The 15,303-nt window shown below is 64.0% G+C and carries 13 protein-coding genes; 6 read left to right on the forward strand and 7 right to left on the reverse strand.

Annotated features, from left to right (window positions below):
• Positions 1-3 precede the first annotated feature (3 nt).
• From RMP10_RS21325 to RMP10_RS21350, 6 genes are all read right to left on the reverse strand, one after another.
• The gene (locus RMP10_RS21325) at positions 4-1,323 is read right to left on the reverse strand and encodes a HEAT repeat domain-containing protein (protein ID WP_310572101.1); all 1,320 of its coding nucleotides are present in this window, start codon (positions 1,321-1,323) and stop codon (positions 4-6) included.
• A complete protein-coding gene (locus tag RMP10_RS21330) occupies positions 1,320-2,411 on the reverse strand; it encodes a sensor domain-containing diguanylate cyclase (protein ID WP_310572102.1) in 1,092 nt (363 codons plus the stop codon). Before RMP10_RS21330 ends, RMP10_RS21325 begins: the two co-directional genes overlap by 4 nt.
• 188 nt (positions 2,412-2,599) lie before the next feature.
• Positions 2,600-3,265 (reverse strand): PqiC family protein, encoded by a 666-nt coding sequence (locus RMP10_RS21335; protein WP_310572103.1) that lies wholly within the window; start codon positions 3,263-3,265, stop codon positions 2,600-2,602.
• Positions 3,262-4,254: an MlaD family protein gene (locus RMP10_RS21340; protein ID WP_309668900.1), complete on the reverse strand. Its 993-nt coding sequence runs from the start codon at positions 4,252-4,254 to the stop codon at positions 3,262-3,264. The genes RMP10_RS21335 and RMP10_RS21340 overlap by 4 nt, the downstream gene beginning before the upstream one ends.
• Positions 4,251-5,009: an ATP-binding cassette domain-containing protein gene (locus RMP10_RS21345; RefSeq protein WP_310572104.1), complete on the reverse strand. Its 759-nt coding sequence runs from the start codon at positions 5,007-5,009 to the stop codon at positions 4,251-4,253. Before RMP10_RS21345 ends, RMP10_RS21340 begins: the two co-directional genes overlap by 4 nt.
• Positions 5,006-6,157, reverse strand: a complete 1,152-nt coding sequence (locus RMP10_RS21350) for an ABC transporter permease (RefSeq protein ID WP_310572105.1) — start codon at positions 6,155-6,157, stop codon at positions 5,006-5,008. The genes RMP10_RS21345 and RMP10_RS21350 overlap by 4 nt, the downstream gene beginning before the upstream one ends.
• 194 nt (positions 6,158-6,351) lie before the next feature.
• On the opposite strand from RMP10_RS21350, the gene RMP10_RS21355 reads away from it, so the two are divergent.
• Positions 6,352-8,865: an excinuclease ABC subunit UvrA gene (locus RMP10_RS21355; protein ID WP_345785836.1), complete on the forward strand. Its 2,514-nt coding sequence runs from the start codon at positions 6,352-6,354 to the stop codon at positions 8,863-8,865.
• Complete coding sequence (locus RMP10_RS21360; RefSeq protein WP_310572107.1) at positions 8,855-9,436, forward strand: nucleoside deaminase; 582 nt, start codon at positions 8,855-8,857, stop codon at positions 9,434-9,436. Before RMP10_RS21355 ends, RMP10_RS21360 begins: the two co-directional genes overlap by 11 nt.
• A gap of 59 nt (positions 9,437-9,495) precedes the next feature.
• Here the strand turns inward: RMP10_RS21360 and RMP10_RS21365 are convergent, their stop codons facing one another.
• Positions 9,496-10,068: an ECF-type sigma factor gene (locus RMP10_RS21365; RefSeq protein ID WP_310572108.1), complete on the reverse strand. Its 573-nt coding sequence runs from the start codon at positions 10,066-10,068 to the stop codon at positions 9,496-9,498.
• A 176-nt stretch (positions 10,069-10,244) separates the two neighbouring features.
• On the opposite strand from RMP10_RS21365, the gene RMP10_RS21370 reads away from it, so the two are divergent.
• The 4 genes from RMP10_RS21370 (at position 10,245) to RMP10_RS21385 (ending at position 15,285) form a co-directional block, all read left to right on the forward strand.
• Entirely contained in the window at positions 10,245-12,359 is a 2,115-nt protein-coding gene (locus tag RMP10_RS21370; protein ID WP_310572109.1) for a M12 family metallopeptidase, read from the forward strand.
• 102 nt (positions 12,360-12,461) lie between these two features.
• Positions 12,462-12,806, forward strand: a complete 345-nt coding sequence (locus tag RMP10_RS21375; RefSeq protein WP_310572110.1) for a DUF4377 domain-containing protein — start codon at positions 12,462-12,464, stop codon at positions 12,804-12,806.
• Between the two features lie 142 nt (positions 12,807-12,948).
• A complete protein-coding gene (locus RMP10_RS21380; protein ID WP_310572111.1) occupies positions 12,949-13,929 on the forward strand; it encodes an HDOD domain-containing protein in 981 nt (326 codons plus the stop codon).
• A 90-nt stretch (positions 13,930-14,019) separates the two neighbouring features.
• Positions 14,020-15,285, forward strand: a complete 1,266-nt coding sequence (locus RMP10_RS21385; protein WP_310572112.1) for an ATP-binding protein — start codon at positions 14,020-14,022, stop codon at positions 15,283-15,285.
• The last annotated feature ends 18 nt before the right edge of the window (positions 15,286-15,303 follow it).

Below are 15,303 nucleotides of genomic sequence, written 5' to 3' on the forward strand. Positions count from 1 at the left end.
CGCTTACGCGGCGGTGCTTTGTTGCCGCAGCGCGTCGATTCTCGAGCGGGTGGCCGGGGTGTCCATATCCTGGAGCCGTCGCAGGAATGGCTGCACGGCACGCGGTCGATGCTGCGCCAGCAGCTCCAGTGCGTCGCAGACGATGCCACTATTGCGCGGGCTCGATACCAGTCGGGCACAGAAGCGAACGAGCAACGCGACGGCCATGGGATGCGGGTGCTCTCCGAGGCATGAAAGCAGGGCTCGCTGCACTAGCGGGTCGACCTCCGTCGTGAGGGCGTCGGAGAAGCACGCGAGGCTCGGGGTATCCGGCGAACGTGCCAGTCCTGACCACGCGGCCACGCGCACCTGGACGAACGGATCACGGGTGGCCGCCTCGAGGGCAAGTACGGCGACATCGGAGCCGATCGCCGCCAACGCCTGCGTTGCTGCCAGCCGCACGCGTGCGTCGGCATGCACGAGCAACCGGGCCAGAGCGTCGTCCGCGCCGTGGGCGCGCATCTCACCCAGCAACATCGCGGCGTTGCGCACCACGTACCACGTGCCGTGATCGAGCGCCCCGATCAGATCTTCGACGCCGTGCTGCAAGCTGGCAATAGCGTCGCAGTACCGACGACGCTCGGCCGGATTCGGTGCAGCCGCCAGACGGGAGAGCAGGGCACGAGTGCCGTCGGCTTGCGCCCGGGCGAGTACGATGCCGAGCGGTTGGTCGGGAGCGAACGAGACGCCGCGCCCCACCAGCGCCGCCATCGCCAACAGTCGCTCTGGCGTAGCCAATTCGGAGAAGGCCGATGTGCTGGCGAGTTCCGCCAGTGTACGCTCGCTCGCGGCCATGTCGAGCGGCCCATGCGCGTCGTCGCGAGGCGGTTTGCTGTCACCAGCCGCATCATGCCCCTCGTGCTCTCCGAGCAGACGAGCACTGGCCTCACCGGTCAACTCCAGCCTGATACGCCAGGCCCCGTGTGCCCCCCACAGCTTGGCGATGGCACCGGTTGCCTCAGGCGGCGGATTGACCAGGAAGGCGAGAAACTGCAGCAGCTCGCGCGCGGACGTATCACGGGTCAGCACCGCGCGTCGCACCCCGTGAGCCACCAGAATGTTGCGGAGCAAAGCCGACGTCTCAGGATTGCAGGGAGCACCGTTGGCGAGAAGCCGTTCGTCTTCCTGCAGCAAGGTGATGTCTTCAACGGCAAGTAAGGTGTCTGCGATATCAAGCAGCTTCCCGAGCTCCGCACCGGGGGCACCAGCCTCCAAGGCGGCCAGCAGCCGGTCACAGACGCCGGTGATCGCGTGCGCGACAATCCTATCGCCGTTGTCGCTCATGCGGCACGCCCGGCGTGGCGTTGGCGCTTCTGCCGTACCATCGCATCGTCAGCGCATTGCATCACAGCCGTCAGTGCTTGGGACCGGTCGGGCGACCAACGGGCCACACCCACGCTCGCTTCGAGAACGAGTTCTCGTCCGATCTCTGCGTTCAATACGGCCAGCGCGCCATTGATCGCGCTCTCAATGTCCGTGTGCGGCGTGCCGCGAGGCTCCGCAATCATCAACGTGAATTCGTCGCTACCCCTGCGTGCCACGACGTCGCCGGACTGCACCACGGTGGTGAGCAAGGCGGCGATATCGATCAGGGCATGGTCGCCGACGTCGTCTCCGTACTGTGCATTGACGTGGCGAAACCCGTTCAGGGACACCGACACTATGCTGAACGGCGTTCCCCCTTGCAGCGCGAGGGCGTACCGCGCACGGGAGATGGCGGCGAAACCCCGTCGGTTCAGTAGGCCGGTCAGCGTGTCGCGATCCGCCTGGGCGGTGTATCGAGACTGCTCCTGCGACAGATCGTGCGACAGGGCGCGCATCTCGATCTCCGCCATGGCGAGCGCCGACAAATCCTCGAGGAGCGCGATCTGTGCAGTGGTCCACTGCACGGGTTGGACGTCGATCGCGCACAACGCGCCCAGCGTCTCGCCTTGCTCTGTGCGCAGCGGCACGCCGGCATACGCGACCACCCCGAGGTCCTTGAACGCGAGGTGGTCGCGTAGCGACGGATGCGACGACGCATCCGGTACCACCAAGGCCTCGTTGCTGGTGACGACGTGCTGGCAGAATGAATGCGAGAGCGTCGTTCCCCGCTGCGTGCCGGCCCAGCCTCCGAGGCCGGCCAGGCCGGGAAAATGCTGACGCTGATCGTCGACCAGTGACACGAGGGCGATCGGCACACCGAGGATGCCGGCGGTCAGCCGGGCCACGCGGTCGAGTACCGGATTGGCGACGCCGCCCAGCAGCCCACTGCGCTCGAGTGCGTGCAGCCGGCGCTTGTCCCGCAAGGGAGCGTCGTGTGCGTCGGGCATGCCCTCCGCGGCGCTGTCGGGTGACTCAGCGGAGTCGCGGCGGTCGAAGGTCTTCGGCATAAGCTATCGCGGGGGAAGCGGGCAGCGGTCCTCGAGACCAGCCAGTTACGAGAGTATCGGCGCCACGACCTCCGGAGTTGACGATTTGAGCCGCGGAATATGAGCCGCGCAATCCGCCGAGCTGCATGGCAGACGCCAAAACGTAGGCGTATGCGCTCCAGTATTCATGCATCCACTGTGACCATTGCCTATCGCGCGGCGGCTCCACAGCTGGCCGGCGGCGTTGAGTCGTTGGGGAAAGCGGACACGCACGTGCCAATGTCACGCGCCATACGCGACAACGCCGCATCCAATTCGGTGACGAGGCCCGCGTAGTCCCCCACCCGCCACGATCCCCCCCGTTCGTCGGTCGTGCCGCGCATCAGGAGTGCCCCATTGCGTGGACTGATGATGTCCCAGGTGGCCAGCACATGAATGCGGCCCTGAGTGGCGGCCGAGTCGGCAATCCCCTCGAAGCGAGACACATGCAATTGCACGAGGAAATCGTGCCGCGCACCGATCTGCCACGGCGCGACGTGAACGGCACGCACCGAGGGAGTGCCGGCGAGATTCGCCGCCACCACGCGATTGATACCGTCGCTGAGATCCTCGCCCCAGCGGTGAAATTCCGACACCACCAGCTCATTGGCGCCGCGTCGGATGACGATAGCTGGTACGGCCAGGTAGGCGGCCAGATCGATTCTTCGGAGCGCCAGCGTGCGGCCGGCGCGCCCCTCGCCCGTGGAGGCAGGCGGCGCTCCGCTCAACACGAACTGCTGCAGTCGCGGTGACTCTCTGGAGAGCTTGAAGCAGGCTGACAGCGGAAGCAAGGCGGCCAGCATCATCAGGCAAGTCGAACGAAGGCGCATGTTCATGGGAGTTTCTCCGGCGGCTTCTTGCCGCGGATCATCATGTCAGGATTTTGTTCGAGCGATCGGATCAGCACACGGAGCGCGTCGGCTGCATCCCGCAGACTGGTCATGGCACCCGTCAGCGCGTATCCGGGCCCGGTATCCGCTGACAACAGTCCGTGCGTGTCGTCGAGCGTTTTGCGGAGCGCTTGCAGCGTAGCGATCGCCTCGGTCGAGGCCCCGGTAATCTGCGTCTCCATCGGATCGATGGCCCGCGTGGCCCGAGCCGCCAGCTTCTCGGCCTCGGCCATCGTCCGATTGAGTTGCGCCGTAGCGCCCGGCATTTGCCGCACAGTGGCGCGAAGCTCAGGTGAGCCCACGAGTTCCTGCACGGCCTTGGCTGACTGCACGACCGCCGCATTGATCTCGCGCATGTTCACGTCACCGAGCATGCCGTTGACACGATTCAAGATCTTCATCATCTCGGCGAGTAGGCTACCCGCGCCACCGCCGATGGCCGCCATGAGCGACGGCGTGGTGGGGATCTCTGGAAACTCCGTCGCGCGTGGTTCGAGCTGCGCCGGCGTGGAATCCATGCGATAGCTGAGCTCGAGGTACAGTACGCCCGTGACGAGACTCTCAGTTTGTAGCTGCGCCCGCAGTCCTTTCTTGATCTGCTCTTTCAAGACGAGGGTGTCGGCGAGATTCACGTACGTGCCGCGGGGCGTGGTCAATCGCGGCACATCGACTTCGTACTCCACCGGAACCTGAAACGAATCGTCGCGCTGATCGATCTGAATGTTGATACCCGTTACCGTGCCGACCGGGACGCCCTGAAACTTGACCGGTGCGCCGTTCTCCAGCCCATTCACCGACTCCGGGAAGAAGCTGATGAACGTGGTGCGATCCTGAAACCAGGTCGCGGACGCAAGGACGACCGTGGCCACGATGGCCAGGACCAGTGCGCCGAGGAGAAAGAGACCGATGGCGGTAGGATTGGCGCGCACACTCATGGAAGGCCGTCGCTGCTACGGGTGAGGAATCGGTGCACTTCGGCACTTGGCGGATGGTCGCGGAGTTCCGCGGGCGGGCCGAGCGCGGTCATGGTCTTCTGCTCGATATCGAGGAACAGCGCGCGGTCGGCAATACGGAAAATGCTGTCGAGGTCGTGGGTTACCACGACGATGGTGGTGCCGAAGCTCGCCTTCAGCTCGAGAATCAGGTCGTCCAATCGACTGGCGCTGATCGGGTCGAGGCCTGATGACGGTTCGTCGAAGAAGAGCACCGCAGGATCGAGCGCCATCGCTCGGGCAAGTGCCGCTCGCTTTCGCATGCCGCCACTGATGGCCGCGGGATAAAAGTCTTCAAATCCGCGAAGCCCCACCAACGCCAACTTGAGTGACACCACTTCGGCGATCGTCTGCTTGTCAAGCTCGGTGAACTCGTCGAGCGGCAACGCGACGTTCTCGGCGAGAGTCAGGCCACTCCAGAGTGCACCGTTCTGATACAGCACGCCGAATCGTCGGAGGACACGCTTGCGCGCGTCATCGTCGAAAACGTCGAATCGTTCGCCCTCAAATCGAATCGTGCCCTTCGCCGGCTCCTTCAGGCCGATCAGGTGCTTGAGCAGAGTGCTCTTGCCGCTGCCGCTGCCGCCCATCAGCACAAAGACTTCACCCCGCGCCACGGAGAAGGTCAGGTCGCTCATGATGACGCGATCCCCATACATCATGGTCAGGTCGAGCACCTCGATCGCTGGTGTCGTCATATGTCGAGCAGCGCGGCAAGCCAATCGACCACCGCGTTCGCGAGGATGATCAGGGTAATGCCAAGCACGACTGCGGACGTCGCGGCGCGCCCGACGGCGCTGGCGTCCGAACCGCCTTGCAACCCCTTCATGCAACCTGCCACGGCGACGATCAGTCCGTAGATGGTTCCCTTGAAGACGCCGAGGAGCGCGTCGGACAACGTCACGGCGGACAGGAGTCCACTTAGGAACTGCTTGAAGGACAGGTCGAGCAACGATGCGGACACGAGCATTCCGCCAGTGATGCCAACAGCGTCGGCGTAGATCGTCAGCAGCGGCATCATGGCGAATAATCCAAGGACGCGAGGCAGCACCAGATGCTCGATCGGCGACACGCCGAAGGTGACATATGCATCGATCTCCTCGGTGATCTTCATGCTGCCCAGCTCAGCGGCGAACGCTGCGCCAGTGCGACCGGCGATAATGATGCCCGTCATGAGCGCCGCCATCTCGCGCAGCATCCCAAAGCCAACCAAGTACGACACGTAGTAACCAGCGCCGAACCGCTTCAGCACGACCACGCCAAGAAACGCAATGATCACGCCGACGAGCAGCGCGATTAACGTGACGATCGGAAGCGCACCGGAACTATTCGTCTGCACCACCACCCAGAACTCGCGCCAACGCATGTGTATGCGTCGTGTGGGAAGTCCGGCAATCGCGATCGTGATCTCTCCGGTGAAGCGGATGGCGCTGAGCGCATCGCGCCATGTGCCAACCGCCGCGTCGCCGATCCGTGTCGCCAGCGACCCGCGATCCGGCGCTTTCGCCTGGGCTCGCTCGGGCACCGCGCGCGCGAGGGCGAGCAGTCGCGGAACTTGCGCGGGCAGCGTGGAGGGCTCCAGTGCGAGAGCGTGCTTCTCGCAAAAGGACTCGACCTGCATCAGAAAGATCAGTAGGCTGCTGTCCCATTCGCCGAGCTCAGCGGCGTCGATCGCGACCGATCGAACGCGTGATGCTGCTGCCGTGGAACGTGAGACGAGATCCGGGAAGCGAGGTACGACATTGTCCAGCGTCCAGTCGCCACCGAGCGCAACCACGAGCACATCGTCCTCGCGGCGCAGCTCGGCAAGCGCAGCTGTCGTGCTGGTTGCCTCCGTACCGGTCATGCCGTCCCTCGTCGCTCACGTGGTCGAATGTCCGCTCAAAAATGGCCGGATCGGAATGCTCGTCACCAACCACAAAGCAAGATACGGACCGAGTTCGAGCGTGCTGCGACACGGCATACATCCTGCCACTGATCACGTCTGCCGTGGGAAAATCGCAAGAGAGGCCGCTGAGAGGGTCGAGTTCGCCACACGACATGATCCGTGTTCGTGGCGCTCGCGAGCACAATTTGCAAAACGTGGATGTTGACATTCCCCGAGACATGCTAGTGGTGTTCTCGGGCGTTTCTGGCTCGGGAAAATCGTCACTCGCCTTCGGTACGGTCTTCGCGGAGGCGCAGCGACGCTTTCTCGACTCGGTGGCGCCATACGCGCGCCGCCTGTTCGATCAGATTGGCGTGCCCGATGTTGATGCGATTGATGGTCTTCCGCCGGCCGTAGCCCTACGGCAGCAACGCGGCGCGCCGAGCGTAAGATCGAGCGTCGGCAGTGTCACCACGATCTCCAACTTGCTTCGCCTGCTGTATGCGCGCGCGGGTCACTATCCAGCACGGCAGCCGCCCCTACACGCCGAGGATTTCTCGCCGAACACGCCACAGGGCGCGTGTTCGAGATGCCATGGCCTCGGTACGGTCTACGACGTGACAGAAGCGCGCATGGTTCCGGACACGTCACTCACCATACGTGACCGGGCGGTGGCCGCGTGGCCGACCGCGTGGCAGGGGCAGAACCTCCGCGACATTCTAGTCACCCTGGGGCATTCAATCGATACGCCCTGGCGCGAGCTGCCGAGGCGTACGCAGCGATGGATACTGTATACCGACGAGCAACCGACCGTTCCCGTCTTTGCGGGCTTCTCGGCAGACGAAGTACGTGCCGCACGGAGGCGAAATATGGAGCCCAGCTACATGGGCACGTTCATCGGCGCGCGAAAGTATGTGCTGAAGACCTTCGCGACGACGCAGAGCGCGCTCATGAAGAAGCGGGTCTCGCCATTCTTGACCGGCGTCCGTTGCCCGCTGTGCAGAGGCCGTCGCCTCAAGAAGGCCGCGCTCTCGGTTACTGTCGCTGGCAAGGATATCGGCAGCCTCTCGCAGCTCGCACTCAATGAACTGGTGACCGTGCTCGGCCCGGCGGTTCATCTCGTAGCCGTCGAAAAGCGTCTCGCGGCCGAGCGCATCGTTGCGGACATTCTCGCGCGCGTGTCGGCACTTCAGTCGCTGGGACTTGGATACCTCACGCTCGAGCGCTCCACGACGACGCTTTCGGCCGGCGAGTTGCAACGATTGCGTCTTGCCACTCAGATCCGATCCAATCTGTTCGGCGTGGTGTACGTGCTCGACGAGCCGTCGGCAGGATTGCACCCGGCCGATAATCAGGCGCTGTTCGCCGCACTGGATGCGCTGATATCGGCCGGTAACTCCATGTGTGTGGTCGAGCACGACCTTGAGATGATGGAGCGTGCGGACTGGTTGATCGATGTCGGTCCCGATGGTGGAACCGGCGGTGGCCACATCGTATATAGCGGACCACCGGAAGGCTTGCGAAGCATCACGGCCTCTCGCACGGCGCCCTATCTCTTTGGCTCAGCAGTGGCACCGGCTCGTCGCCGGCGCGAGCTGACACGATGGTTGGAGCTGCGCGATGTGACGCGCAATACGCTCCGCCGACTCACCGTCCGTATTCCACTCGGCGCGCTGACGATGGTGACTGGCGTCTCCGGGTCCGGCAAGTCGAGTCTGGTGAGTCAGGCGCTGGTCGAACTCGTCGCGCTTCATCTTGGTCAGAAGGCGCGTGAGGAGGAGTTGGACGTTCCCGACGAACCCACGATTCGCCAACAGTCGAACGGTCGCATCACGGCAGGCGGAGACGGCGTCCGTCGACTCGTCACGGTCGATCAGCGTCCGATCGGCCGGACGCCGCGTTCAAACCTCGCCACCTACACGGGACTGTTCGACCATGTACGCCAGTTGTTCGCCGGGACGCGTGCAGCGCGCGCCAAGCGGTACAGTGCCGGTCGGTTTTCGTTCAACATGAAAGCCGGACGGTGTGCGACGTGCGAAGGTGAGGGATCGGTGCACGTGGAGCTGATATTTCTCTCGACGGTATATGCGCCCTGTCCGACGTGTCGCGGTTCACGGTACAATTCGGCGACACTCCGGGTGACGTGGAACGGAAAGAGCATCGCTGAGGTGCTCGCCCTTACCGTCGCCGAGGCCTTTCACTTCTTCGAAGGCGAAGCGGGAATCGTCCGAACCTTGGCGCTTTTGAAGGCGATTGGTTTGGAGTATCTCCGGCTGGGCCAACCGGCCACCGAACTTTCCGGTGGTGAGGCGCAACGGATCAAGCTCGCCTCGGAGCTGCAGCGCTCGCCTCGCCGCGATACGCTGTATGTCCTCGATGAGCCGACGACGGGATTGCACCCCGCCGACGCCGACCGACTCCTCGCACAATTACAACGCCTCGTCGACCTGGGGAACACTGTGGTGGTCGTTGAACATGACATGCGCGTCGTCGCGTCGAGCGACTGGGTGATCGATATGGGCCCGGGCGCCGGTGACGCCGGCGGGCTGATCATCGCGTCCGGTCCTCCCGAGTCGCTCCGACACTGTCCGGACAGTCGAACCGCACGCTATCTGATGAAATGGCTCGACAACTCTGCCACGTCCGTAGTTCCACGTCCAGGTATGGAGATACACGATGTCCGATGATGTTTCGCTGATCGCAAGTACGGAGCGGAAGCATGAAGTCTGGATGCAGCGGGCGCTAGCACAGGCCCGATTGGCCATTCAGGGTGGCGAAGCTCCAATCGGGTGTGTGCTGTATCGCGACGACGGAACCATAATTGCCGAAGGACACAACACGATGGTGAGCAGCGGCATCGTGACCGCGCACGCCGAAATGAATGCGTTTGCGGCTGCAGGGCGGGGGATCGCCCCCGGTGACCGTGTGATCATGGTGTCTACGCTTGAGCCGTGCGTCATGTGCACCGGCGCGGCGATGCAGGCTGGGGTCGTGCAGATTGTCTATGCACTGCCGGCACCGGCCGATGCCGGCACCGGACGTGTGCGTCCCCCAGAGAGCCCTGGGTCAACCGCGCCGGAGATCGTCGGGCGGGTGGCAGCTCATGCCAGCCGGGCGCTCTTTGAGGAATGGCTGTCGCTGCATTCCAACGACGACTCGCGCCGCGATCAACGCGAGTTTGTGGAGCAACTGCTGGCGCTCACGGCTGCGGACGGCGGATCCGGCTCTCCGGCGCGAGCGGCTTCGGTCAACAAGTAACGGGTAACGAGTAACGGGTAACGGGTGGCCGGTGGCGCCCGACGATGGTGCGCGCTACGTCAGAGGTCGAGGGCCATGTGGAGCCACCCTCGCGCTTTCACCCAGTCACGGCGCACGGTGCGCGCCGTGACGCCGAGGGCTTCGGCCGTATCCTCTTCGGTCATCCCCGAGAAATAGCGGCACTCAACAACTCGCACCAGGCGCGGATACACCCGACTTAGTTGCTCCAACGCCTCGTCGAGTGCCAAGAGCATGTCCTCGCGCATCTCCACGACGCCGAGGGGACCGTCGAGCGTGATTGGGTGAAAGCCACCTCCCCGCTTCTCGGCGCGCAGCGCGCGGACGTGATCGATGATCACACGGCGGATGGTGACGGCCGCTGCGGCGAGAAACTGCGGACGATCGGCGCTTGCCAACTGACGCTGCGTGATCAGTCGGAGAAACGCTTCGTGCACCAGCGACGACGTGTCGAGCGTGTGCAGATCCGCGTTCCGTCGACGTTCGCGATGTGCCAGGTCGCGTAAGTCATCGTAACAACGCTCGGCCAGCACGCGTATCGCCTGTGCCGAATGTGGAGAGGTGTCCGCTTCGTGAATCAGAATACGCCATCGCTCCAGACAGAGGTGCGCCAATTTGGCTTCAGCAGAGCATGGAGCACAACCGAGGTGAGCCTTGTCGCACCTTGCGCGCGTGGCCAGCGAATGATGACGCATCGCTCATGTGTAACGCTGTCCGCATTCGCGAGCGAATTCCGCCAAATCCAATGACACCGGAAGCCCATCCGTCGACCTGTTCAGGGGAGCATACAATGCAGAAAGTATCGTGGCGCGCGGTCAGCGCCTTTGCGGTGGCGTGTCTACTCAGCGCCTGCCAGGACACGCCGATGTCGGTGCCGTCCATCGAGGAGACCGCGCGCTTGGACAATCGGATCGCGCGCGGTGAGGGTTACGCCAAGCGCGGAGAGCTGCGCCAGGGTTACGTCTTCGGGCGCGACGGCCAGCCAACGCGGATTACGTACGAAGTGCAGGGTGAACTGGCCATCTGGCAGGGCGACATTGTGCTTGGACGAGCGCGAGACATTGCGCCCACCGCGAGCGCCCTGCTGCCGTCCGTGGCCAGCGGGGTGCGGAAGGCCGTGTACATCGACGGCGACGGCTATCGCTGGCCCGATGGCGTGGTGCCGTACGTGATCGACGGGGGGCTCAGCAATACCGCTCGCGTCACCGATGCCATCGCCATGGTAGATCAAGCTACCGCCGGCATCACGTTCGTCGTGCGGACCGATCAGGCGAACTACATCCGCTTTCAGCTTGCCGACGGCTGTTCCTCGCAGATCGGCATGGTCGGCGGTGAGCAGGCGATCAACCTCGATACCGACTGCAGCGCCGGCAATGCGGCCCACGAGATTCTGCACGCCCTCGGCCTCTTCCATGAGCATACGCGCTGCGACCGCGATGGCTTCGTCGAGGTGAAATCGGACAACATCATTTCCGGGAAAGAGCACAACTTCGTCAAGCAGTGCGATGACGCGAGCGACCACGGCGACTATGACGAAGGCTCGATGATGCACTATGGCCCATTCGGCTTTGCGATCGACGAATCCAAGCCGACACTCGTTTCGCTGCGTGGTCGTGACGACGAGATGGGTCAGCGCTCGGCGCTCGGCCCCTCTGACATCGCCACGGTCAACTTCTTGTACGGCGCGAACAACGCGGCGCCAACGGCCGATCTCGCGGTGTCGGCGCCACCGTACACCGAAGGCGTGGCGCTTTCATTCGATGCGACGGGATCTAGTGACCCTGACGACCTGGTGCTCACGTACAACTGGGATTTCGGCGACGGCAGCTGCGCCGTTGTGCCGAAGCCGGCCAAGTGCACGGCGGCGCAACCCACGCACACGTACGCCGACGACGGCAGTTACGCGGTCACGCTTGTGGTGAGCGACGGCACGCTAACCGACGACGCGACGACCAACATCACCGTGCTCAACGGCCCGCCAGTGGTGAACGCGGGGGCGAACGCTGCGCGTAACGAAGGGCAGCTGTTCACCCAGAACGGCTCCTTCACCGACGCCGGCACCGACAGCTGGACGGCTACCGTTGACTACGGCGATGGGTCGGCGGCGAGTCCTCTTGCGCTGACAGGAAAGACATTCGCGCTGTCGCACACGTACGTCGACAACGGTGTCTACACCATCACGGTGACGGTCACCGACGATGACGGCGGTCAGGGCAGCGATCAGGTGACAGTGACCGTCGCCAATGTGATTCCTGTGGTCGACGCCGGCTCTGATGGCACGGTCGTGTCGGGATCCAACTTCACGCTCACCGGTGGCTTTACGGATGTCGGTGTGATCGACTACCCGTGGAATTGGACGGTAAACTGGGGCTTCGGCAGCAATGCGACCGGGTCCACCAATGTCCAGGGAGCAGGCGTGTTCAGCGCGACCACTCAGTCATGCAGCGCCGGAACCTATTCAGTCAACGTGTCGGTCAAGGACAAGGACAACGGCACTGGTTCGGACCTGATGACACTCGTGGTTTCGTACTTGGCGGTCGCCATCGACATCACGCCCACCAAGTCTCCGAATCCGATCAACATGGGTAAAGGCGGTCTGGTAACCGTGGCAATCCTGAGCACGCCAACGTTCAATGCCGCGAACGCAGATCCCTCCAAGATCACGCTCGGCAATGAAACCGGAACTGATACGCCGGTCGCGAAGCAGAACAAGGGGACGTATCACGCGAAGTACGAAGACTCGAACGGCGATGGACGCACCGACTTGATCGTCATGTTCGACGCAACGCAACTCGCCGCAAACGGCGACATCGCGGTCGGCTCGACGCAGCTCGTGCTGCGCGGGTTCCTGAACGACGGATGCACGAACTTCCGCGGAACCGATGCAGTGGTCATCCTTCAGTAGCATGGCAAGGAAGTCTTGATTATTCGTGCCGGCGGGGCCGGGAGACGTTCACAACTCCCGTCCCCGCCGATTGCCCGTCTCTCACGAGCGCTCGGAGTGAACATGGTTGCCACGGGTCGGTTCACCATCGCGCTGGCCGGAGTCCTGGCGGCCATAGGCGCCTGCGCCGCCAGTCAGCCGACCAGCAGTGTTCGCCTGGTATTGGAGGTTGCGGGTGAGCGACGTCGATGTACGGGAGAGGCTGTGCAACAGTGCCTCGTGGTGCGCCGCGACGCCGATACGACGTGGGGGAATTTCTACGACCGCATAGACGGGTTCACGCATGAAGCGGGAATTCGCTACCGCATCGAGGTGGAGCGCACCATGGTGGCGAAACCTCCGGCCGACGGGTCGGCGTATCGCTATCGGCTGATCCGGATCATCAGCAGCTCACGCGACGTGTTGTAGTTTTTGCTCGCCGGGTCGATACTCGGTAAATCGAGAGCAACCGCCTGCTCGTCGCTTCACCTCGGCTCTGCGCATGTTATCGTTTTTTTTCCGACGCTTCGGCTCGACTGTAACCAAAGCTGGCTCGACGAAAGCCGCCCATGTGCCGAGACGTCCGGAAGAGATTCTCCACGCATACGAACCCGCGGTGGAGGAATCGCGAGGCGGCGGTCTCGTCTGGCTCGCCAGGGACAACTCGTATTGGTCGGAGCGCGTGGAACGCGTGTTGGCCCGGCTTCGCGGCGATTGGGCGCAGTCGGGTGACGGCGCCAAGTGGCCAGATGCGGCGGCGCTCCTGTCTCTGCTGTCGGCCTCGCCGGTTGAAATGATCCGCCAGCTGCCGGCCGCGGCCCGCGATGCCATGGCACTGTGCGAGCAGGAGAACGTCCCGCGTAGGCAGCTGGTCGATCAACTCAGCAAGGATCCGTCGCTGGTGCAGGGGCTCCTTCGTCAGGCCAACAGCACATCCAATAGCGCTGGACTTTCACCGATTCTGGCCGTGGACGCGGCGATCGATCGGATTGGACTTGCGGGAACACGTGCGGTCGTCGTGGCCGCGTCGGTGGATGGTCTGCTGAGCAAGCCCGGTGCGCCGTACGACGCCCTGCTCGCCACCGCGTGGCAGCGCATGGTGAACACGGGGCCAATGGCGCGTGCCATCGCACCGGCCTTCGCCGCCGATGGTGAGGAGGCGTTCGCGATTGCGCTGCTGCACGATGTTGGCCTGCTCATCATTTTCGATCAGATCTCAACGCTGCGCACCAACAATCGCCGCGCGGTCGCTTTGCCGGAGGGCTGGCTCGACCTGCTCATCGGCGAACTCCACGAGCCATTGGGCGCCATTGCCGCGCACCGCTGGGGACTTGGCATCGACGCCGCCGACGCCATCGGTACGCACCATCGCCGTGCACGTCCCGGTGACCGTCACCCGCTGGCCGAGACACTCTTTGTGGCGGAGCATCTGGAGGCCGCGGTGAGTCGCGGTGAGCCGCTCGATCTCTTCGGCCTTTGGGAGCTCGGTGACTTGACGGGCGACCCCATGCACGTGCGCGGCATCATTGACCGGCAGCTCTCCAGGAACTGAATGAACATTTGAACGATGCAGTTCTCTTGACCTGACGAGCACGCCGGTGTCGATTGCCCTACAGCAATCCTCGAACGGAGCGGTGTACGCGTGGCCATCAATCTCAAGGCAGTGTTGCGTCACGCGAGCACGCTCCAGCGCGCCACGACGCTGAGTGAGTTGGTGGCGCTGACGTGGAGCGCGGTCAGGAGCGAGACGCGATATCGAACCGCGTGGCTGGCGCTGGTCGAGCCGGCGGATCCGGCGCACTTCCGCGTCGTGCAGGTGGAAGGCAGCATGCAGGAACTGGTGTTGGAGCGGTGCCCGAAAGTCGCAATCGCCGGTGACGCGATGTTGCACGAACTCATCGAGGGCAAGGCGCCCGTGCTGGTCCTCGAGGCCGCGGCTGATCCGCGCACCAACAAGGCCATGGTCGCCGCGCTTGGCAATCGCACCATCCTGAACGTGCCGATGGTGCTCGGTCCGGTGGTGGTTGGCGCCCTGGGCGTGGGCACCTTCGGCGACGAGGGTGTGCTGGCACCCACCGACGATGAAGTGGAAGCCCTTGTGATTCTCGCGACGCAACTCGCCGGCGCCATCACGCGGATGTCGCTCCTCGATGCGCAACGACAGGATGCCGAGCGTCGTCAGCGCTTGGAGCGGCACCTGGAATCACTGCAGCGTGTGGAATTGATGGGCGTGTTGGCCGCGGGCGTCGCGCACGATCTGAACAACTACCTCACGGTGGCGCAGGCCAATCTCGGATTGCTGGAGCTGTCGTCGACCGACACCGACCAAGGCCTCGTCGACGCGGCGATGCAGGCCACGCAACGTGCCAGCGATGTCGTGCGGCAGTTGCTGTCGCTGGGACGGGCCCAGTCCCGGAATCGCGAGCGCGTAGATCTGCAGGCGCGCGTTGCCGGCACCGTGCGTCTCGTACGCTCGTCGATGCCCGCCAACGTGACACTGACGCGCGAACTCGGTGGCGCTCCTCCGGTAATCGGCGACCCCGTGCAGATCGAGCAAGCCTTGGCGAACTTGCTGATCAACGCGCGCGAGGCGGTGGGCAACGCCGGCGCGATCACTATCGGCGTGCACGAGCGCGTACTGAACGAGGAGTTCGTACGGGCGCAGTCGTGGGCGCGGACCGGTCGGTTCGCGTGTGTCTCTGTGAGCGACACCGGCGCTGGCATTCCGGCGGACGTCCTGCCAAGCATCTATGATCCGCTGTTCTCGACCAAGACCATCGGCACCGGGCTCGGCCTCGCCGTCGTGTCACGCGTCGTCCAACAGCATGCCGGACTGATTCACTGCGAGTCGACACTGGGGCATGGCACCCGGTTCGAGCTGTACTTCCCGGTGGACGCCACGGCGTAGGCACGTTCAGACCCCGGC

The sequence above is a fragment of the Gemmatimonas sp. genome, from assembly GCF_031426495.1.
In the GTDB taxonomy this organism is placed as follows: domain Bacteria; phylum Gemmatimonadota; class Gemmatimonadetes; order Gemmatimonadales; family Gemmatimonadaceae; genus Gemmatimonas.